The sequence below is a fragment of the Peribacillus sp. 05N428 genome (genome assembly GCF_056397085.1).
The window spans coordinates 12004-33518 of sequence record NZ_JBFTMS010000005.1; the positions used below are offsets into that span (position 1 = coordinate 12004).

General features: G+C 36.7%; 14 protein-coding genes and 2 pseudogenes. 10 read left to right on the forward strand and 6 right to left on the reverse strand.

Going from position 1 to position 21515, the window contains the following annotated elements; translation table 11 throughout:
* Positions 1 to 28: 28 nt before the first annotated feature.
* The 3 genes from AC1DIV_RS06600 to AC1DIV_RS06610 all read right to left on the reverse strand — a co-directional run bounded on the left by AC1DIV_RS06600 (position 29) and on the right by AC1DIV_RS06610 (position 5526).
* Positions 29 to 178 carry a hypothetical protein gene (locus AC1DIV_RS06600; protein ID WP_340876589.1) on the reverse strand — a complete coding sequence of 50 codons (150 nt, stop codon included), beginning with the start codon at positions 176 to 178 and terminating at the stop codon, positions 29 to 31.
* Between the two features lie 82 nt (positions 179 to 260).
* The gene (locus AC1DIV_RS06605; RefSeq protein ID WP_340876588.1) at positions 261 to 1172 is read right to left on the reverse strand and encodes a glycosyltransferase family 2 protein; all 912 of its coding nucleotides are present in this window, start codon (positions 1170 to 1172) and stop codon (positions 261 to 263) included.
* Between the two features lie 148 nt (positions 1173 to 1320).
* A complete protein-coding gene (locus AC1DIV_RS06610; RefSeq protein ID WP_477576034.1) occupies positions 1321 to 5526 on the reverse strand; it encodes a coiled-coil domain-containing protein in 4206 nt (1401 codons plus the stop codon).
* Between the two features lie 645 nt (positions 5527 to 6171).
* On the opposite strand from AC1DIV_RS06610, the gene AC1DIV_RS06615 reads away from it, so the two are divergent.
* Together AC1DIV_RS06615 and AC1DIV_RS06620 are read left to right on the forward strand one after the other, a co-directional pair.
* Positions 6172 to 7413, forward strand: coding sequence for a hypothetical protein (locus AC1DIV_RS06615; protein ID WP_340876586.1), 1242 nt, complete (start codon positions 6172 to 6174; stop codon positions 7411 to 7413).
* Between the two features lie 147 nt (positions 7414 to 7560).
* Positions 7561 to 8184 (forward strand): annotated as a pseudogene (locus AC1DIV_RS06620) (GT-D fold domain-containing protein); the annotation flags it as partial.
* A 112-nt stretch (positions 8185 to 8296) separates the two neighbouring features.
* Here the strand turns inward: AC1DIV_RS06620 and AC1DIV_RS06625 are convergent.
* Both AC1DIV_RS06625 and AC1DIV_RS06630 read right to left on the reverse strand, forming a co-directional pair.
* Positions 8297 to 8731 (reverse strand): M67 family metallopeptidase, encoded by a 435-nt coding sequence (locus AC1DIV_RS06625; RefSeq protein ID WP_222619843.1) that lies wholly within the window; start codon positions 8729 to 8731, stop codon positions 8297 to 8299.
* A 325-nt stretch (positions 8732 to 9056) separates the two neighbouring features.
* Positions 9057 to 10166: a BMQ_0737 family morphogenetic spore coat protein gene (locus AC1DIV_RS06630; protein WP_477576036.1), complete on the reverse strand. Its 1110-nt coding sequence runs from the start codon at positions 10164 to 10166 to the stop codon at positions 9057 to 9059.
* Positions 10167 to 10386: 220 nt separating this feature from the next.
* Between AC1DIV_RS06630 and AC1DIV_RS06635 the strand changes: the two genes are divergently transcribed.
* The 8 genes and pseudogenes from AC1DIV_RS06635 (at position 10387) to sdaAA (ending at position 20632) form a co-directional block, all read left to right on the forward strand.
* Complete coding sequence (locus AC1DIV_RS06635; protein WP_063576068.1) at positions 10387 to 10725, forward strand: DUF1360 domain-containing protein; 339 nt, start codon at positions 10387 to 10389, stop codon at positions 10723 to 10725.
* A 759-nt stretch (positions 10726 to 11484) separates the two neighbouring features.
* Positions 11485 to 12471: pseudogene (locus AC1DIV_RS06640) on the forward strand (NAD(P)-dependent alcohol dehydrogenase).
* A 137-nt stretch (positions 12472 to 12608) separates the two neighbouring features.
* Positions 12609 to 13133, forward strand: coding sequence for a GNAT family N-acetyltransferase (locus tag AC1DIV_RS06645; RefSeq protein ID WP_095395816.1), 525 nt, complete (start codon positions 12609 to 12611; stop codon positions 13131 to 13133).
* Between the two features lie 186 nt (positions 13134 to 13319).
* On the forward strand, positions 13320 to 13880 hold the full coding sequence (locus AC1DIV_RS06650; protein ID WP_034307163.1) for an HPP family protein: 561 nt from the start codon (positions 13320 to 13322) through the stop codon (positions 13878 to 13880).
* 211 nt (positions 13881 to 14091) lie between these two features.
* Positions 14092 to 16410, forward strand: coding sequence for a helix-turn-helix domain-containing protein (locus tag AC1DIV_RS06655; RefSeq protein ID WP_340876583.1), 2319 nt, complete (start codon positions 14092 to 14094; stop codon positions 16408 to 16410).
* A 161-nt stretch (positions 16411 to 16571) separates the two neighbouring features.
* A complete protein-coding gene (locus AC1DIV_RS06660) occupies positions 16572 to 17807 on the forward strand; it encodes an MFS transporter (RefSeq protein ID WP_340876582.1) in 1236 nt (411 codons plus the stop codon).
* A 14-nt stretch (positions 17808 to 17821) separates the two neighbouring features.
* Entirely contained in the window at positions 17822 to 19003 is a 1182-nt protein-coding gene (locus tag AC1DIV_RS06665) for an amidohydrolase (protein ID WP_477576038.1), read from the forward strand.
* Between the two features lie 66 nt (positions 19004 to 19069).
* Complete coding sequence (gene sdaAA / locus AC1DIV_RS06670; protein ID WP_445670123.1) at positions 19070 to 20632, forward strand: L-serine ammonia-lyase, iron-sulfur-dependent, subunit alpha; 1563 nt, start codon at positions 19070 to 19072, stop codon at positions 20630 to 20632.
* A 162-nt stretch (positions 20633 to 20794) separates the two neighbouring features.
* Here the strand turns inward: sdaAA and AC1DIV_RS06675 are convergent, their stop codons facing one another.
* Complete coding sequence (locus AC1DIV_RS06675; protein ID WP_340876580.1) at positions 20795 to 21211, reverse strand: DUF2690 domain-containing protein; 417 nt, start codon at positions 21209 to 21211, stop codon at positions 20795 to 20797.
* Positions 21212 to 21515: the final 304 nt, after the last annotated feature.

Consider the following 21515-nt stretch of genomic DNA (forward strand, 5'->3'; position numbering starts at 1 on the left):
ATCCAATTAAAATCACCAGATGGTGCTTCTATCCTTTTTTAGCTGCAGTTGTTTTATTATGCTTGGTAATTCTTGAAATGTGTGTTTTGGTTTGAGTAAGTGATGAACCCGAACCAGATACAGACTCAGAATTTCTCCACCTGTTTTTCTTATAAATATTAGTAAATAGCTCTTTCATTTACATTCTCACCTTTCATCATTTTGTTAATTTATAAAGGAATTAATAAAACGACATGACTCGAAAGGGTGATCTGTAAAATCTAGAAATCTATATTGAATTTGGCAAAGTACCAATCATCATCATATTTTCGTTTTTGAAAGTAGGCCCGTCGCTGCTTTTTGACTCCATCAAGGAGAACTTGAGATTCAATCGGGTTTGCTTTTACATGGATCATAAGTTTTTTGCACTTCTGTATGCGATGAGTATTAAAATGAGAGTAGGCCATCCTTAATAAATTATAATAAACTTCATCATAGCTAACTTCATACGGGTGAGTTTTTCTGAATAGATGGATTATTTTTATATTAGGCAAAACGTGACAGCGAAATCCAAACAGCCATAGCTTAATAGAAAGCTCTACATCTTCATGTCCCCAAATTTTAAATCCCGTTTCAAATCCGCCCACATCTTCAAACACTTTTTTTGAGATAATAAAGCATCCTCCGGGTAATACGGCAGTTTCAAAGAGGCCATTTTGTTTAGAATTCCATTTAATTCTAAGGTTTGACTTTAAGGTCATACCATAGCCAATGAAATCGGAATTGCCAAACGAAGCAATTGCTGGGGTTACTGCATCTGATTTTCCTGTAAGCAGGGGTTCTACAATATGATCGATCCACAAATCTTCAAACTGTAAATGTGCATCGCAAAAAATCAGGAATTCTCCAGAAGCTTTTGCTGCTCCTAAATTTCGTGCGCTGGCAGCTCCAATGCCATCTGTTTCAAAAAGCTTAACCTGGTTTGCGTGATTATAGGTAGTAAGAAAATCGCAGCAATCATCTGATGATCCATCGTTTATAATAATCACTTCGAAGGAATAATTTGTATCAACTGAAAATAATGAATCGAGAGTGTTTTTCACATTTTCCCCTTCATTTTTGGCAGGAAAAATTATTGAAATTAAAGGATGATTTTTCACTTCATATATCTCTCCTTTTGTACGATTTTTCATTAGTATGAAAAATTCAAGGACTGTGATATTGAATTTAATAGGGAGATTATCACAATCCTTGATCTTCCGTTGAAAGTGGTATTTAAGTTTCTGTTTGTAGTTCAATGGGTTAAAGTGAGGGTACATATACTCAAAATAATGGTTATTATTAAAGCTTTCTAAAATTCTTAAAGGGATCTATCGCTGTTTTTTGCGCTCCAGAATGTAAATTATATAAAGGATGATTTTTATAAAACATATCTAATGAAAATGAATCTGACTTAGAGTTTTTAAATTTAGTATCTTGGTAATCTTTTTTCTGATACGATGACAAGATTCCGGAATTATAATTTTGTTGAGTTCGATCAATTTCTGTGTAACTCGGGTTATTTAAGGGAGAGGATATTTGACTATGTGATGTTTGCATATTAAAATTTTGGGTTGTATTTTTTTGTTGGTTTGTTTCATTCGAGAATCGAAACGCACTTGGTTGATTAATTACTTCTTTGTTATTTGGCGAATTGAAATTTACCATATTAACACGAGTATTTCCAACTTGCTGTTGTTTTCCATTATTATTAAAAGGTTTTTCCATTTTTCCTGTTGCTTGCAATTGATTTTTTTCTCGTTGTTTAATATATTTTGTTCGTTCATCTTTATCATGTATTTCTTTTGCTTTTTGATCATTTACCGTTTTACTTATAGTTCCTATTTTTTGTAAATAATTAATTTCTTTATCTTTTAAATCTATTATGGAACCGGTTAAGTTCTTAATTTCCTGTTGATGTTGGCTTTCATTTTCCTTTAAATTGATAATCGTCTGTTCTAGATTATCAATCTCGGCTTTATATTTATTTTCTTGCTCTGAAACACGAGCAATCGTTTGATTCAAATGATCGATTTCTTGTTGATGTTGATTTTCATTTTCCTTAAAATTTTTAATCATTTGCTCTAGGTTTTCAATCTCGGCTTTATATTTATTTTCTTGCTCCGAAACAAAAGCGATCGTTTGATTTAACTGCTCGATTTCCTGTTGACGATGATTTTCATTTTCCTTTAGGTTGTAAATCGTCTGTTCTAAATTATCAATCTCGGCTTTATATTTATTATCTTGCTCCGAAACACGAGCAATCGTTTGATTTAACTGCTCGATTTCTTGTTGATGTTGATTATCATTTTCCTTTAAATTGATAATCGTCTGTTCTAAATTATCAATCTCGGCTTTATATTTATTTTCTTGCTCTGAAACACGAGCAATCGTTTGATTTAACTGCTCGATTTCTTGTTGATGGTTATCTTCATTTTTCTTAAAATTAATAAGCATTTGCTCCAGGTTATCAATCTCCGCTTTATACTTATTTTCTTGCCCTGAAAAAAGAGCAATCGATTGATTTAACTGCTCGATTTCTTGTTGATGGTTATCTTCATTTTCCTTAAAATCAATAATCATTTGCCCTAGGTTTTCAATCTCGGTTGTATATTTATTTTCCTGTTCGGATAGGCGGTCGATCGTTTGAGTATAATTTTTAATGTCATGTTTAAAGTTGTCGATAACTTGTATATGATGATATTCCTTTTCGGAAAGTTCAATCAGGGCTTTTTCTAAACTTTCAATCTCCGCTTTATATTTATTTTCTTGTTGGGATACAGCGCTAATCGTTTGATGTAACTGCTCGATTTCTTGTTGATGGTAGTTCTCTTTTTCCTTTAAATCTATAATCATCTGTTCTAGACTTGCAATTTCCACCTTATATTGACTTTCCTGTTCCGATAGTTGGCCGATCATTTGAGTATAATTTTCAATTTCCTGTTTAAAGTTGTCAATAACTTGTTTTTGCTTTTCTTCCTTTTCGGAAAGTTCGATCATGGCTTTTTCTAAACTTTCAATCTCGGCTTTATATTTATTTTCTTGTTGGGATACAACGGCAATCGTTTGATTTAACTGCTCGATTTCTTGTTGATGGTAGTTCTCTTTATCCTTTAGGTCGGAAATCATCTGTTCCAAATTCTCAATGTTCACTTTGTAATGACTTTCCTGTTCGGATAGGTGGTCGATCGTTTGATTATATTTTTCCATTTCCTGTTTAAAGTTTTCGATAACTTGTATATGATGATTTTCCTTTTCGGAAAGTTCGATCATGGCTTTTTCTAAGCTTTCAATCTCCACTTTATATTGATTTTCTTGTTGGGGTACAACGATAATCGTTTGATTTAACTGATCGATTTCTTGTTGATGGTGGTTCTCTTTTTCCTTTAAATCTATAATTATCTGTTCTAAATTTGCAATTTCCACCTTATATTGACTTTGCTGTTCAGATAGTTGGCCGATCATTTGAGAATAATTTTCATTTTCCTGTTTAAAGTTGCCGATAACTTTTTTCTGCTGCTCTTCCTTTTCGGAAAGTTCGATCATAGATTTCTCTAAATTTTCAATTTCGGCTTTATATTTATTTTCTTGTTGGGTTACAATGCTAATCGTTTCATTTAACTGCTTGATTTCTTGTTGATGGTCGTTCTCTTTTTCCCTTAGATCGGTAATCATCTGTTCCAAATTCTCAATGTTCACTTTATATTGTCTTTCCTGTTCGGATAGGTGGCCGATTATTTGAGTATAATTTTCAATTTTATGTTTAAAGTTTTCGATAACTTGTATATGATGATTTTCCTTTTCGGAAAGTTCGATCATGGATGTCTCTAAATTTTCAATCTCCGCTTTATATTTATTTTCTTGCTTTGAAACAAGAGCAATCGTTTGATTTAACTGCGCGATTTCTTGTTGATGGTAGGACTCTTTTTCCTTTAGATCGGAAATCATCTGTTCTAAATTTGCAATGTCCACCTTATATATATTTTGCTGTTCCGATAGTTGATCGATCATTTGAGTATAATTTTCATTTTCATGTTTAAAGTTTTCGATAACTTGTTTCTGCTGCTCTTCCTTTTCGGAAAGTTCGATCATGGATGTCTCTAAATTTTCAATCTCMKCTTTATATTTATTTTCTTGTTGGGTTACAACGCTAATCGTTTCATTCAACTGCGCGATTTCTTGTTGATGGTAGGACTCTTTTTCCTTTAGATCGGAAATCATCTGTTCTAAATTWGCAATGTCCACCTTAAATTGACTTTCCTGTTCGGCTAGGTGGCCAATCATTTGGGTATAATTTTCAATTTCAAGTTTAAAGTTTTCGATAACTTGTTTCTGCTGCGCTTCCTTTTCAGTAAGTTCAATCATCGATTTCTCTAAATTTTCAATTTCAAGTTTAAAGTTTTCGATAACTTGTTTCTGCTGCGCTTCCTTTTCAGTAAGCTCAATCATCGATTTCTCTAAATTTTCAATCTCCGTTTTATATTTAATTTCTTGTTGGGATGCATCGCTAATCGTTTGATTTAACTGATGGATTTCTTGTTGTTGGTAGGACTCTTTTTCCTTTAGATCGGAAATCATCTGTTCTAAATTAGTAATGTCCACCTTAAATTGACTTTCCTGTTCGGATAGTTGGCTAATCTTTGAAATGTAATGATCAATTTCTTTCTTATATTTTTTTATATCTTTTTTATGATGCTCTTCCTTATCTGAAAGTGCTTTTTCTAAATGATTCATCTCCACTTTATATTGCTTTTCTTGATCGTATAAAAGATCAATGGTTTTAGTAAGCTGATTCATTTCATTTTTATAATTCATTTCTTTTTCGTTGAGAGATTGAATGGTTCCTTTTAACTCTTGAATTTCATTTTTGAAAATATTTTGCTCGTGAAAATAAAACATAACTTTTTCAACTAATTTCTCAATCTCTAAATTTATGCTTTGTACATCTAAGTTAGATATTTTTTTATTGACTGGAGCAAGAAGGGATTTCACCTCTGTAAGACCATCCGCCATTTTTTGAAAACCATCATGGCTTTTAAATTCCTCATTTTTAACATACTGTTTTTGAGCAGACTCATAATCTTTAACTTTCTTTTGAAGAGAAGCAATTTCACTTTGTAATAATTTATTCTTATCTCCAAGAGTTTTTACGTCGTTATTTTTCTTTTCGTCGTTTGTTTTGGTTTCTTTAAAGTACTGTAGTTCAGCCTTATATTTCTTAATTTCTTCTTCCAACTTCTGAACCTTGGTTTCTGCATTCTTCCTTTCATGTTCCTTCCGATTGATTAGATCTTGATATGTTCTTTGTTCATTTATCATTTCTTCATTGTGTTTTATTAGTTTTCTTATTTTCTTTTTACTATAATCGACTTCGTATTCATTAACTTTTGATTTGTATAGGGAAAGTTCAGATCTAAGATGAATGATCATTTGCTGAAGTTGAACTGGAGTTATTTTATTCAATTTACTTTTTTGAATTTCATTGGCTTTTTCATCATCTGTGTACAAAATAACCACTCCTTATTTTTGATCACGTGTGAACAGGCGCAATCTCCAGCCATTACTAATAAGGAATCAATTAGACAGGTTGAGATTGAGCGACTGTAAATGACCAAGAAGTTCCTATGCGGAGATGTTTATCAAGATTTTTATGGGTGTGGAGTACCGTTCGTCAGAGTGTTGGTGTTGCTTCATGATTAGGAACACTGCGACATCCAAATCATTGTAGGGGTAATGGTAAACAAAAGAAAATTCCTCCTCATAAAATGATCATCTTGACCGAAAAATCTTTGATTTCAATTTTTCAATATTCATGTGACTGGTTTTAATCAAATACTGATCCCTTTATAAATGATTCCATAATAGTTATATGTACCGTATTTCAAAAAGGTGATTATATTTATCACCTTTTGATTCCCCTCATAAAATTCATTTACATGGATGGAGGCACTACATTTCCTTTTAATATTGTATACACAAACTTACACAAGGAATTAGAGTTTGCCGAGTGTATTCTTTATCATTTCTTCATTCCTCTTACATATTATAAATATTGGGTGATATAAGGGTTGTGGGAAAAGAGCCGTACGGTATTAATTTATCCTATTAAATAGTAAAGCTGCTACCAGGATTAACAAAAAGGGGGATACATAAATGGACATTAAAGTAGAAGTTGGAGATAAGGGGGCAGGAACCATCCCCTATGAGTCTCTCCCGGCATTTACTTATCTTTTTAGGGAATTGGGTTTTGAGGTGCAGCCAGATACTGAAAATCAAAAAGTACAATTATGTTCTGCATTGCATGGTAAAAGAATTGTCATTTCTTCCGACTATGATGTTAAATATAACACCTTTAGAAAGCACCTTCTAGAAAGGAAGGTGTTGGAGTATATTCAAACATTCCTATCTGCATGCGGGGCAAAGGTGATTCTCATGGATGAAAAGAATGAATCAGAAAGGGCTGATTTTCATGTATACTTTTCACTCTTTGAAATTCCAGGAATAAAAGAGCCCATTCTTGAATTAGTTTACAATTCAAAATCTGCTAATAAAAAGTTATTGGATATTTTTCAATATGAATGTAAAAGGACTGGAACAAAATTTAAATCTAATGAGGTAGTCAGAAACGCAAATAACCCTTTTATTAATATACAGATTATGTATCCTGTTTTTACGGATGAAGATTTTTGGGGAAAACTTGGTGAGAAATATGCGATGTCCATAACTATAGGAATATTGGCTAGATTTCACGAAAGCTCACCTTTATCTGTTTTGTCATTAGTTCCAATTGAAATTTTCTCAAACATGTTTATTCATTCTGAAAATACTGGGATAAATTTAGAGCCTGCCATGCAAAAAGAAAAAAGTTTACCAGAAAAGAAAAAGTTTTTATTAAAGAAACCAACTATTACTAAAAGAAAAGAAGCAGAAGTGTTTTTAGATTATCATATTTTTATTGAAGAACTTGAAGAACGTAACAAAATCAAGCTTATTGGAAATCTTCATATTAAAAATATAGGTACGGAGGTTTTGCGGAATCCAGTTATCTGTCTGCGTTCCAGCCCTTCAGAAAGTATAAAAATATCTGGGCAAATATTGCCGCCCAATGTTGCCGAAACTTTGGGGGTCATGAAAAATGAAGAAACAAAAGGGTGGCAATATATGAATGAGGAATGGTTTGAAGAAATGGAGAAGGGTGAAACCTGGATATGTCCAATTCAATCTAAAAATATAAACCCTAGGCAAACAGAATCTTTAACTAACTTACAAATAAGCGTCCTTCAACCTGAAGAAAACAGCAATATTCGTGTAGAGGCTTTTGTATTTTTTAAAGAACAAGATTTGGAAATCAGTTCAAGCAATCAAATTTCCTTATTATTAACGAAGAAACGATAAGGTTAAAGATTTAATGGCATAGAAAACCGGGGGTGGGAGTGAGGTGGTTGAAGGAAATTATCACTTTGAGAAATACTTATTAGATAATAGGAAAGTGATAAAATTATTGGACCAAGCGATAAAACAGAATAGAGCTTTTCCCTTGCTCGTTTTGGAATCGGTGAAATAAGCTATTTAAGCTATCCAGCCAATGGATTACTTGTACAGGAATTTAAACGGTATGAATCTTATGCGGGCGTATCCAATGTACCAGAGATAATCAGGAGGGAGTTGGTCAGGTCATTGCGGGATGCCGATATTGCTGGGTTGATAGCTCCTTGGCGACTGGATCCTTGGGCAAAACAAACTAGAACTGTACTTGAACAACTGAAGTTCATGCCTTCAAAAGTATGTTGTGCTTGGATCATGCAGAGCCTCTTGGAAGAGGGGATATTATGGTCATGGCTGAGTAATAAGAAGGTATTTCTTGTTGGACGCCGTTCAAAAGAAGCAGAAAACGTCTTTAAAGAACAAGGCGTACAAATTACTGGCAGTATAGGTTTAAATGGATATGACGAGTTAATTAGAGTACAAAATGAGCTCCAGTCTAATCAGGAGTGGGAAATAGCATTAATTTCCGCTGGGATCCCGGCAACCATTTTAGCTCCAAGAATTGCAAAATTGACCCAGAAGGTTGCCATTGATTTCGGGCATGCCCTTGATATGATTCTTGATGGAGAAGAATATAAACTTTCCGACTTAGTAAAAAAGTGGAATGATCAGTTTTCCTAAATTGGAAAACAAAAATTAATTTAACATTGTAGGGAAATAAAGAAAAAATAATACTCGCAAATTCAACCTTGAATTCATAAAGGAAGAGGTGCGAGTATCTTATTCACTAAATTCAGTTTACGAATTTTAATTGTATCGGAAAGACTTTTTTTCCTGTTAGTTGGAAACATTTTAATTCAGGGGTCGAGTTTGCAAACGAAATAATAAGGTGACCTACCTCTGGGTAGTTATTTAAAGTAATATCTCCTTCTGACGGATAAGCACTATCTGTTGGGTGGGAATGGTAGATACCGATAAAATCTTCATTCCTCCTATCGATAAGTTCAAATACATGACGAATTTGATCTAAATCCATCGAGAAGGAAAAGGAGCTCCTATTTACATTTTCCATTGGCCAAATTGTTTCTGCAATCCCATTTCCCCCTGAAAGCAGTCCACAGGCTTCATAAGGAAGTTCTCGTTTACAATGAGAAATCAATTTTTGCCTAACATGATTGGTCATGTAAAAAGTACCGGATATTACACCTTGATCATTTGTTTTTTCCACAACAACCTTTTGCCCGTACTGGCCGAACCTGGAGGGCTGAGGGAGTGAATTGTTGATGTTGTTGAGCGGGCTGCGGGTTAGGCATTCCTAATTTTCTTCTTACTTTACGTCTTAGCTTATCAGATGCCATTTTTTTCTCTCCTTTTATAGGTATGCTCTATAAATATGAAAACATGAATCTATATGTAACCTAATAATTAATAAATGGGTGGCCTAAAATGCGGGATACATTTATTAAGTGTTGAAGTAAATGATGGAATTAGACTTATCTAAGTTTCTTTACAAAAAAAAACCGAGAGATTAATATCCCTCGGGTTTTTTAGTATTATACAGGGAAACGATCGCAATCTCCTACTTCAACCTCTAAACCTGGGTTAGCTACTTCTGTCAGAGCAATAGTGACACTTGTAGTTGCACCAGTTATTACAAGTGTAGCAGTATCTCCTAGAGGATCAATATCACCAAGAGTTAGTGTGAATGTTGCGTTTTCTGGTACACCTCCGGCTGGTGTTATAATACCGGTACCAGTTACAGTAAGCCCAGTAACTACTCCAGCAGCATTTGTAGCACATGTAGGCTGGTTAAAGTCTTTGGCTGTAAACGTGAAGCTTTGGTCAATATCAGCATCAGGTGTTCCAGTTGGAGTAGGGGTAGGTCCTAATGTATCGATGAAGGTAACTTGAATCCTGCTACCAGCAAGGGTACATTGGTCGCAAACCAGGGCAATCAAATCTAAGTTTCCTGTTGTTGGACCACCTAGACCGTCCTCAAATACAAGGATGGATGCTTCGCCATCGAATTCTGCTGCACCTTGGCAGTCGCAGTTCAATGTCGGGAAGAAGGTCGGGCATTGTTGAGGGAATCGTGGTGTTGGGCACACGAAGCCGTCTTCTTCAATTGGAATGACAGGACGTGGTCCACAGAACTTAGCCTCGACCTCTAGCTTAACCTCAGCCTCGACTTGAACATCTTTACACATGGTCACATCAAGTACAACCATATCACCAAGCATTTGATTTAAAACAACTGTACATTGAACATCGAAAATATTACAGTTGATTTCTGTTCCCTCTGGGAAACATAGGATTACTTCATCCATGAAACTAACAGGTACTACGAAATTACAACCTGGTAGTGGTTCTCCATTGCAAAAGAATTGAACGCGGATATGGACATGGAAGGCAAGGGAAACAATTTGGGCCCCTGGAACACTAGGAATGTTAGCTGGAATGGCTCCGATAAAATCACAGCTTCGTGTACCAACTACTTCCGAACAAGTAGCTGTTATTGTGTTACCATCATGACGTGCATCTTCGATTGCCGCAAAGCATTCCTCAGGTATTTGAACTTTATTGCGGTCACGATTTGTTAGAACAACCCAGTCATATACTTTAGTAACTCGAATACATTCAGGTCCGATGGGGTTCGGTACCACTTGTCGGCCCTGAATAGATTTGACGTTCCTTTTTTTCATTCAAACATCTTTCCCTTCAGTATCAGGTTTTGAACACATTAACATACTATGGGGATATCTTTTTATGGGTACATTTTTCTTAGAAAATGGGCTAATAAAATATTATGAATGTATAAATGTATATTTATATAATCAAAATTCTAATCATAAAATCTTAAAAGAAAGATTAGGAGGTGAATAGGTGTTGGCTATTGAATGGCTTGATTTTTTTATTTTAATATTGGCTACCTTCCGGTTAACTCATTTAATTGTATTTGACGATATCACTTCATTCATCAGAAAACCTTTTTTGACTGCCACCATCCAAGAAAATGCCTCTGGACAACTGGAGGAAATCATTGAAATAAAAGGATCGGGACTTCGTTATTTCATAGGTTCGCTTTTAAGTTGCTATTGGTGTGTAGGGTTTTGGTGTTCCGTCATTACTGTACTTATTTATTATTATTTACCTGCCGCTTTTCCACTCCTATTGGTCTTTGCTGTTGCGGGAGCTGCTGCTTTTATTGAATCTAAATCATGAAAGTATAATCGTGTAGGGTAAGACAATTAAAAGCATAATGAACTTTATGTATCGATATTCAGACTAATAGTATATGCTGAACATCATATAAATGCTTAATGGACAGAGAGGCTTATATATTTTTGGGTTTTAGATCAAAATCAATCCAAAACTGTTGTAGATTGATAGCAAGTACGAGGGGCATTACATTTTAATTTTAAGCATCAGGGAGCAAGCGATTGATTAAAATCCATTCAGATACGAATGGATTTTTTCTTATAATAATAGGAATTGATATGGAAATATAAATTTGGAGTAAAACTTCATTAACAATAGTTTACGGGTGATCCGATTATTATGTCATATGACGCCGAAGAAATCTTTAGCTAGTTCGATCCGCTGAAAATAGGAATAAAACCCTATTCTTAGAACACAGTTTCTCCTGCAAAAAATGTTAGAACTCCCCATACAAAAGATGAAGATAGATTAATATGTATGGGATTAAGCCAGGAAATGCTCAGGGAGGTACTTATCGCGACTTGAGTTTACTCGTCCTAAGGTGGCTGGGTTCTTATTAGAGGCATGAAGATAAATGAAGGCGAGTAAGCTAATGTAAACGTTATAAAAGTTGATAGCTTTTGGAGAGTATGTATCCGGAATAATCAATTTTCCATTTCGACAATTCGGTATTCTTTATTCAACGAATGGAGCGGATAGTTCAAGTACAGTTATTGAAGGTTAGTGGATTTTAAGTGAATATAACGAATTGGAGGAGGATTAATGAAAGCAATCTTGTACACCAAGTACGGTCCCCCTGACGTTCTTCATTTTAAAGAGGTAGAAAAACCGGATCCTAAGGAGAATGAAATACTGATAAAAGTAAAAGCGGCAACGGTAACAATGGGGGATATTCGGTCACGGAGCTTTACAGTTCCCCTCTCTGTTTGGCTGCCAGCTCGGATTATTATGGGATTAAGACGTCCCAAGAAAACCATATTGGGCTTGGAGTTATCTGGAGAAGTTGAGTCAGTGGGCAAAGATGTCAAGCTGTTTAAAGCAGGTGACCAGATTTTTGCAGCTTCCCAAGTGGGCTATGGTGCTTATGCCGAGTATAAGTGTTTGCGTGAAGACGGGCCGGTTTGCATAAAACCTAATAATATATCTTTTGAGGAAGCCGCAGCCATTCCAATCGGGGCACGTACAGCATTGTTTTATCTTAGAAAAGCTAACGTTCAGAGTGGTCAAAAGGTTCTTGTCTATGGTGCTTAAGGGAGTGTAGGAAGTTATGCAGTACAAATTGCCAAGTATTTCGGAGCAAAAGTTACAGGGGTTTGCAGTACCGCGAATGTAGAATTGGTAAAATCTCTTGGAGCCGATAAGGTCATTGATTACACTTCAGAGGATTTTTCCAGAGATGGTGAGACCTATGATGTTATCTTTGAAGCGGTAAACAAGAGTCCGTTTTCAGCTTGTATGAAATCGCTGAAGAAGGACGGAACCTATCTAAATGTCACTGTACCGGTACCTGGTGTTCGAATGCTCTGGACTAAATTGACAACCGGCAAGAAGCTGATATTGAGTCAAAATTCACCAGAAACTCCCGAAGCTCTAAACTTCCTCAAGGAACTTGTTGAAGCAGGAAAGTTAAAAGTGATCATTGACAGATGTTATGCGTTTGAAGAATTAGTTCAAGCCCATAGGTATGTAGAGAAAGGACACAAGAAGGGAAATGTCGTAATAACTATGGAACATAATGGGGAATCCTGATGGTGAAACAACGAAGCCCTTAAAAAGCTAAGGGGTGTGTTCTTAATTATAAGGCAGCCGGTTTATATGGAAGTATTGGGTACGGGTGTTATTGAGGTGCGCCGCTGGTACGAAATTATAGCAAAGGGAGTGGAAAAATGTTTCCGATTTTAGAAACAAAGCGGTTGGTCTTGAGAGAATTGGTTGAAGGTGATGCAGCAGATCTATTAAAATGTTTTTCCAATCCAGATGTATTAAGATATTATGGGCAAACTCCATTAACAAATACAGATCAGGTGAAGCAAATCATTAGGAATTTTTCAAAGAGTTTCGAAGAAAAACATGGAATTAAATGGGGAATTGAATGGAAAGGAAAGGAGGGCATTATTGGAACGATTGGATTTCAAGAATGGTCTCATGAACATAAAAGAGCAGAACTGAGCTATGCACTTTTTCCAAAATATTGGGGTAACGGTTATGCAACAGAAGCTGTCAGTAAGGTGATTTCTTATGGTTTTAAAGAGCTTGAATTAACGCGTATTGGAGCAATTGTTTTTATTGAAAATAAAGCATCCAACAAATTGTTGATTAATTTAGGTTTCAAAAAGGAAGGGATATTAAGAAATTATATGTACCAAAATGATGTTTCATTTGATACTAATCTATACTCTCTTTTACAGTAAATCCTTAATGATATGCCAAGGAATATTGAAAGGTTCACAGACAAAAAGTGGGGGGGGGTAACTGTTTTACGGGAATCAATAAATGAATATTCAGATATGTATTTAAAAATTCATTGTTTTCCTGTAAGATAACAATATATAAAAACCCTGTCGACTTACTTAGAAAACGTGAGGAAAATAGACATTATGGAATTCGAAAAAAGTGTTGAAAAAAGTTGGAGCAATCAACAAAACATAGGTTTAACAGCATATTTAAAGAAAATGAAGGGCGAAGCTAGAGAAAAGGATAGGATTGATTATATCGATTCCTTTGTTTCAGCTATAGGTGGGCTCATTGCTATAATCATTATTAGTTTTATAGCTGTCTATTTAGGGTATCCGATGGCATTAGCTCCTCTTGGGGCGAGCTGTGTCATTGTTTTTGGTGCGCATAAAAGTCTCTTGTCACAACCCCGTAATGTTATTGGAGGACATATAATCTCTACAACAATAGCTCTTATCATTTGGAGCATCTTTGGTAAAAGCTTATTCATTATCGGTCTCGTATTGGCCATTGTATTAATTATAATGACTTTTACAAAAACCGTTCACCCGCCCGCAGCAGCTAGTGCCCTTGTTTCGATCAATTCTCAAGCTGGTTGGGGATTCCTGACTTCAATTGTAATAGGTACTTTATTATTAGTTTTTATATCGATGATTTATAATAATTTATTTCAAACAAGACAATATCCAAAACACTGGTTATGAAAATTTATATCACATGCTTTTAATGTGACTGTTGTATGGCTCATCCCTTATTGTTCTAACTGCCTTACTTCAATAAGCGGGGAGCTGCTTTTTCTTACTATAAGAGTTAGAAGCCTTACTTACCATCTTATTACATAAAAATAACGTATGATAATGATTTACTAAAGCTTGATGGGCAGTGGTAAAATCCCAGTAAAAAAGGTGAATGTTCATGTCTGGAACAGTAATAGAAGATTCTTATCAAATCAGTTTGCAAAATATTCGCCATCACTCTCAGCATATCCATTTAGGAATTGAAATTCTTTTCGTAATCCGGGGAGAAGTCGAGGTCATGGTCAATCAAGATTCCTGGCATTTGGCGGAAAATGATCTCCTGCTAATTAATGCCAATGATGTCCATTCCGTAAAGGGGCATGAAGACAATGTGGTTCTATTGCTGCAAATTCCCCTTAATTCCATCGAGCAGCTTTATCAGGATATTCATGTGTGTTATTTCGACTGCCATTCATCCAAAGAGGATAATGGGTTATATCTTCTTTTTGATCAAATCCGTCAACTCTTGGCTGAAATTTTGATCGCACATTACCAAGAGCAGGATGGAAGTGTACTTGAAATCAACAGCCTGATATACAAGCTAGTTACACTCCTTATCCGGAATTTCAAAACCACACATCTCGGTCACAATCGATTTATTGAAATGAAGGATGATAGAATTAGGGACATCCTTACTTTTATTGAAAAAAATTATCGCAAACAGATGTCTTTGGAAGATATTGCTAAACGGCAATATTTATCACTTTACTATTTGTCCCGTTATTTCAAGCAGGCTGTTGGTGTCAGTTTTTCACAATATGTAAAGCAAACCCGTTTGAAATCAGCTGTTCATGAGCTATTATATACCGATCATAACATCATGAAAGTCTCGTTAAATAATGGTTTTCCTAATGTGAAAGCTTTTAACAAGGCTTTTAAGGAAATGTACAATCAAACACCTGCCGAATATCGAGGTCTTCATAAAAAAGAACCTTTCCAGGAAGTAAATAATATAAGCGAACAATATACCTTGGTGAATTCACCGCACTTTTTAATTGAATTGAGCAAGTATATTTCGCAAAAGGACCGAAATGTTACAGTGAAAGAATCGGGGAGTTCGACGGTTCATATCAACCTCCCGGAAGAACCTGTTCTTGTCCGGGATAAAGCCCAGCGATTACTGGTGATGGGACAGCTGGAATATGCCTTAAATGAAGAGGTCCAAGCAGAATTAAAGCTAATTCAGGAGCAGCTGCATTTTGAATATGCCTATTTCACGAACCTATTTTCCCCCTCGTTTACGATAATGGACCCGCTTTTGCAAATAGGGGGGCCATATTATAAGATTGATGCGTTATTTAACGAGTTTCAAAGACTGGGTTTAATTCCATTCATTAGTGTGGAATTTGAAAAGGAAGTCGTAAGCTGTCAGGATTATATAAAGATGTTAGATGAATTTTTACAGCATGCTGTCAGTTATTTTGGCGATGCCTTTGTCGGGAAATGGCAATTTGAATTGGTTTTCGCAAAGTGGGATCAAACAGCACGGACTTTTTATCAACAATACTTTCAAACTGTGAAAAAGAGGGCTTCCACCGCAAAAGTCGGAGTTCATGTGCCATTTTCCTTAGAAAAAGGATTATCAGTCCCTGTTACTGAATTTTTAAAGCAAATGGACCAAATTGATCTGGTGTGCTTTAGCTGCAATCCAAATGAACAAGTTGACTTTACCGATATGGATAACAGTTCCTTTAAGGGAGTAAAAGATCATATAAAGAAATCGTGTATGGAATTAAAAGCGAACCTTTCGTCAGCTGGCTTGGCTGGTACACCCATTTACCTGACAAACTGGAATACACTATACGGTAATACAGTAAATTTAAGCGGAACTTTTTTTCGATCAGCTCTCATTTTTAAAGACATGCTTGATGTTGTAAAAGAGATTTCCGGTTTGGGATTCTGGATTGATACCCATTCGTTAGAAAAAAGTAATATGGATAACGAAAATATTGCTATGAATGGAATTGCTCTCCTTTATTATTATCAAATAAAACGTCCGGCGTTTTTTAACATCCAATTAATCGCAAAAATTGGGCAAGAAATTTTAGCTGAAGGGGAGGACTTTGTACTGACGAAGGGGAAACAAGGGTACCAATTAGCAATTTATAACAATTCCTATGTTAATCCCACTTATTCTGTCGAAAGTTTCTTTTTGAGCTCTTTAACAAAGGAAAAGAAAATCATGATTTCAGGGTTGCCTTCTGGCACTTATCAAATTCGCAAATACATTCTCGATAGAAATAACGGTGCTTTTTACTTTAATTGGCTCAATCTCAATCAACAGTATATCTATGATCAAGAGATTATTACGTATCTTAAGCAGCGAGCCTATCCAGATTTGCAAATCTATGAGGAAAACATTGAATCGGAGCTCTTATTGCAATCCACCTTGACGTTAAATGCCATTCATCTCTTTGAAATTAGGCCATTAGGTTAAAACTTAATGGTCTTTTTTTGTTGTTTGATTAAGCGAAGTAATGAAAAAGGGCAAATGAAGGATATGTTTTCGACAATGATTGGAATGTTTTCAATAATTTAAAAATTTATAATAAAGGCAAGAAAGCGATTACATAAATATTATTTCGGAGGTAGCCTTTTATGTCTGTTTCTCAAGGAGCTATTAAAAAGCAAAGCGAAGCAAAACTTTCGGTATCTAAGGAAAAATATCCACGTGGAGTTTTGTTGACTACAGCTTTAATGGCTGGATATTCCATGATTTACATGGACAAAAACATGATTTCGACTGCAATTATCCCAATTGCAGAACAATTCCATTTAACAACAAGTCAAACCGGTTTGATAATGAGTTTATTTTTCTTGGGTTATTCGTTAATGCAGATACCCGGGGGATGGCTCGCAGATAGGATTGGCTATAAAAAGGTACTAATGCTTTCGCTTTCGCTCATTACGATATTTTCATTTGCATTTGGCCTTGCTGGAAGCTTATTGATGTTTATTTTGATTCGTTTCTTGGCTGGTATTGGCCATGCAGGCTATCCTCCAAGCTGTTCAAAAGGAATCGCCGAAAATTTCCCGAAAACAAGACGGACTTTTATTCAATCGCTCATTTTGTCAACGAGTGGAATTGGCGGAATTTTTGCTTTTGTAATCGGGGCACGGCTGATTGACTTAAATTGGCAATATGCCTACTATGCACTGGGGACATTTTTTGCCATTGCTTTACTTATGGTTGCTTTATTGGTACCTAATAGCCAACCAACTGCCAAAACGAAGATTGAAAAGAAACAAGTTAGTTTTAAGTCAGTGGTTTCTAATCGAAATGTAATTATTTTATTCGTTGCCATGCTGCTGGCGAATGTGGCTTTTTATGGAAATATGTCATGGCTGCCAACTTTCCTAAAGACAAAATTTGCACTATCCATTAGTACGGTTGGGATAATCCTGGCAGTGAACGCTATTGGAGGAACGTTAGCCTCCATATTTGCGGGAGTATTATTAACAAAATATTTTGCTGGCAAGGAAAAGTTACTGCTAATGTGCTGTTCAGTACTTTCATCCTTGTTGTTTCTTGGTTTAGTACTCTCAAATTCCTTGGCCCTTTCCATTGCTTTCTTATATGTGCTTACCTTTTTATTAACGACGATCTTTGTGGGAATTTTCTCTTGGCCGCACAAAATTTTGCCTGAGAATGTAATTGGGTCATCCATTGGGATCGTCAATACGGGGGGAACACTTGGGGGTTTTATTGCCCCAATGGCATTCGGTGCTTTAATTTCCATGGCAGGTGGCTCGTTTTCCATTGTATTTATCACCTTGGCAATAGCCGTTGTAATATGCGGTCTAGTGATACTTACCGTTAAAACTGAAAAATAATAGGAGGGAAAAAGATGTTAGATCAACTATTGCAAAAGCTTGAAGAGAAAAAAGAAAGAATGATAGAAATTCGCAGATATCTCCATCAACATCCTGAATTATCTTTTATAGAAGAAAAAACGTCGCAATACATTGCTGATTTTTATAAAGATAAGAATGTAAAAATACGGACAAATGTTGGCGGATATGGAGTGGTTGTGACAATCGAGGGCGGACTCCCTGGTAAAACAGTTGCCCTGCGTGCCGATTTTGATGGACTGCCAATTATGGAAGAGGCAGATGTACCATTTAAATCGAGCAATCCAGGTGTTATGCATGCATGCGGCCATGATGGACACACTGCCTATTTAATGATTTTAGCCGAAGCATTAATCGAAATGAAAGACCAATTAAGAGGAAACGTCGTTATCTTGCATCAGCCTGCGGAAGAAACGCCTCCAGGTGGAGCAATTGCCATGATTGAAGATGGATGTTTAGAAGGTGTGGATAGTATTTTCGGTATTCACCTCATGTCCCTATCGGTGACCGGGGAAGTCTGCTATCGTGCTGGAGAAATGCAGGCCGGGCGGTCATATTTCAAAGTGAAAATCCAAGGAAAAGGCGGACATGGTTCGATGCCCCATACAAGCAATGACAGTATTGTCGCAGCAAGCCACTTTGTTGTAGCAGCCCAGACGATCGTCAGTCGCCGAATCAATCCTTTTGATATGGCGACAGTAACGATTGGCTCGTTTGATGGAAAGGGATCATTCAATGTTATAAAGGACAGCGTGGAACTTGAAGGAGACGTTAGAACCATGTCCAGTGAAGTTCGTGCTACAGTGGAAACGGAATTCAAGCGAATTTTAGCGGGGCTTGCTCAAGAATTTGATATTACCTATGACTTAATATACTCACATGATTACCCTGTTTTAGTAAATGATAAAGCCATGACAGAACTGGTTGTAAATGGGATTGAAAAGGCCGGAATTCCTGAAATCAAAGCGTTAGTGGAAACGCCGCCAATGTCGGGATCGGAGGATTTTGCATACTATTTGCAGAAGATTCCCGGCAGTATGTTTTATGTTGGCGCAAAGCAGGATGTTGGTCCGGTTTATCCACACCATCATCCTAAATTCGTCATTAATGAAGACAGCCTGATCATCGCGGCAAAAGCAATGGCAGCTGTCGTTGCAGAATATTTTGGACAGAAGTAAACAAAAGGGGGGGATGGTCCTTATGCTTGCGGCGTGGGGACCTCCTTCTTGTAAAGGAGTGATCGGATGTCTTTCACTAATTTAAAAGAGTTAATAGAACTAGCGAAGAAGGAAAAATCAACTATTTCGGAATTAATGATCAAAACAGAGGTACAACAGAAAAGTTGTTCCAGGGAGACGATTTTCGAAAAAATGTCGGAACAATTTACAGTAATGGAGGAAGCTGTCCGCAGAGGTACAATAAGTCCAGTCATGTCGCGTACTGGTTTAACGGGCGGAGATGGAAACCGACTTCATCAGTATGCCCAAAATGGGAATTCCTTTGTCAATCCTAGGACATTGAATGCTGCAGCAAATGCGCTCGCTGTATCAGAAGTAAATGCTGCAATGGGGCGGATAGTGGCGACGCCAACAGCTGGGTCAGCGGGAATCTTGCCCGCTGTTCTTGTTCACGCCCTTGACAGCGGGAAATTTACCCGAAAGCAGATTGTCCAGTCAATATTCACTGCTTCTGCCCTCGGCTTAGTTGTTGCAAATAAAGCTTCGATATCAGGGGCAGCCGGCGGGTGCCAAGCTGAAATCGGTTCAGCAACCGCGATGGCGGCCGGCACCCTGGTGGAGCTTGCCGGTGGAACACCAATGCAAGTTGGTAACGCCGTCGGAATTGCTTTGAAAAATTCATTAGGATTGGTTTGTGACCCGGTTGCAGGGCTGGTGGAAATTCCGTGCATCATCCGCAACGGTTTACATGCAATTACCGCCCAAGCCGCAGCAGATATGGCTTTAGCCGGGATAGCCAGCGTCATCCCACCGGATGAAGTGATCCATGTGATGCATGAAGTCGGGCAGCAAATGCCAGAATCGTTGAGAGAAACCGGGATAGGCGGTCTTGCCGGAACTCCGACCGGGCAAAAATTAAAGAAGCAGATTCTAAACGGAAAAACTAGTGGCAGTGGGCCGGCAAAATACCAAAGTGCGTATGAAATCATCGGGCCCGTAATGGTTGGCCCTTCGAGTTCCCATACAGCCGGGGCTGTTCGGATCGGGAATATTGCCCGCCAGCTTTTAAATGAAAATCCAATATATGTAAAGTTCTCGCTGATGGGCTCTTTTGCCGAAACCTATCAAGGCCATGGTACAGACCTAGCTTTATTGGCCGGTGTTCTTGGGTTATCTACCATGGATGATGGTATTCCAAATGCAAAAAAAATTGCTGAGGAAAATGGCTTACAATATGAATTCACGAAAAGGGTGCTCGGAAGCTATCATCCGAATACCGTTCTCGTAGAATTGACAGGGGACGCACGTACTGTAAAGGTTTTGGCCAGCTCTTTAGGCGGTGGAAAAGTGGAGGTTCAGGAATTCGATGAATATCCATTTAAATTTTCAGGAGAACGGCCAACACTTGTGATTCGCCATTCCGATCAAAAAGGGGTTATTGCCGAATTATCGGATATTCTTTATCAAAAAGGGCTCAATATAGCCCGTATGGCCAATGAACGTTCCAAAATCAATGGTGCTGCCATAACGGTTTGTGAAATCGACAATATAATCGAAGACACTTTCTTATCTTTATTAAAAAGAGAGATTCCGATTATTGACGAAATTGTCTTGGTTCAAACTAAGTAGTTACCTGCAATCGTATTTTCGCTGATGCAAAAAAGCATGGTATGCGATTAAATTCATAAAAGGCATTCGGAATAAATTCTTTCCGAATGCCTTTTGTCAATAAACTGCATGGAATCGACTGTTATAGACGCTTTTTCTCTGTCAGGCCCCCTTTTATACCTATTAATAACGACCGGTGTTCGCAGAAATAATGAGAGTCCCACTTGATGAATAAATACCTGCTTTGGCCAAAGCATTATACGGATCTAAATTCCATAATTGTGCAGTATAACAGGACGTCTGACCTTTCATGATCCAACCGTTACCACCGGAACTGGCACAACTTGTAAATGCTCTCTTTGTCGTGCCATTAAAACTATCCACCAAAACATTTGCATAATAATCATACGGAGCAGCCGAATAAAACTTTAAGTATCCCCAAGCCGTATGACAATACGCACTTCCTTTTAGCTGAACATATCCAATTTTCACACCGTTTTTATAAATATATTCTGTTTCATAGGTGATTGGACTTTTATTCACACAGCCTGTCGAATAAGGATTTGTATTATCATAGGACAGGGCATACGTTTTATTCATGGGTGCAATCGCAAAAAACAGTCCAAAAACAGTCCAAAAACAAGTGTTACTGCCAACCCAATATTTAATAATTTTTTTATAATATTCTCTCCCCTTTCCTTCTTCTAGACTTTAACATACAAAAATTGGTGTTTCTATGCGATTTGGAATCATTTACCATCTGTATAAATTTTACCATTTTATGGGTATATACACAGTGAAAGGATAGTACCCCATTCCCATTAATGGAACGAATACGGGCCATAGGCCTTTTTTGATTTATTAATAGATAAATTACATTGTTCTTATATTTTATTAATAATGC

Excerpts from the sequence above, each read along its gene's own strand:
- AC1DIV_RS06600 (WP_340876589.1), bottom strand. The coding sequence starts at position 178 with ATGAAAGAGCTATTTACTAATATTTATAAGAAAAACAGGTGGAGAAAT.
- AC1DIV_RS06605 (WP_340876588.1), bottom strand. The coding sequence starts at position 1,172 with ATGAAAAATCGTACAAAAGGAGAGATATATGAAGTGAAAAATCATCCT.
- AC1DIV_RS06615 (WP_340876586.1), top strand. The coding sequence starts at position 6,172 with ATGGACATTAAAGTAGAAGTTGGAGATAAGGGGGCAGGAACCATCCCC.
- AC1DIV_RS06645 (WP_095395816.1), top strand. The coding sequence starts at position 12,609 with ATGTTTCCGATTTTAGAAACAAAGCGGTTGGTCTTGAGAGAATTGGTT.
- AC1DIV_RS06650 (WP_034307163.1), top strand. The coding sequence starts at position 13,320 with ATGGAATTCGAAAAAAGTGTTGAAAAAAGTTGGAGCAATCAACAAAAC.
- AC1DIV_RS06655 (WP_340876583.1), top strand. The coding sequence starts at position 14,092 with ATGTCTGGAACAGTAATAGAAGATTCTTATCAAATCAGTTTGCAAAAT.
- AC1DIV_RS06660 (WP_340876582.1), top strand. The coding sequence starts at position 16,572 with ATGTCTGTTTCTCAAGGAGCTATTAAAAAGCAAAGCGAAGCAAAACTT.
- AC1DIV_RS06665 (WP_477576038.1), top strand. The coding sequence starts at position 17,822 with ATGTTAGATCAACTATTGCAAAAGCTTGAAGAGAAAAAAGAAAGAATG.
- sdaAA (WP_445670123.1), top strand. The coding sequence starts at position 19,070 with ATGTCTTTCACTAATTTAAAAGAGTTAATAGAACTAGCGAAGAAGGAA.
- AC1DIV_RS06675 (WP_340876580.1), bottom strand. The coding sequence starts at position 21,211 with ATGAATAAAACGTATGCCCTGTCCTATGATAATACAAATCCTTATTCG.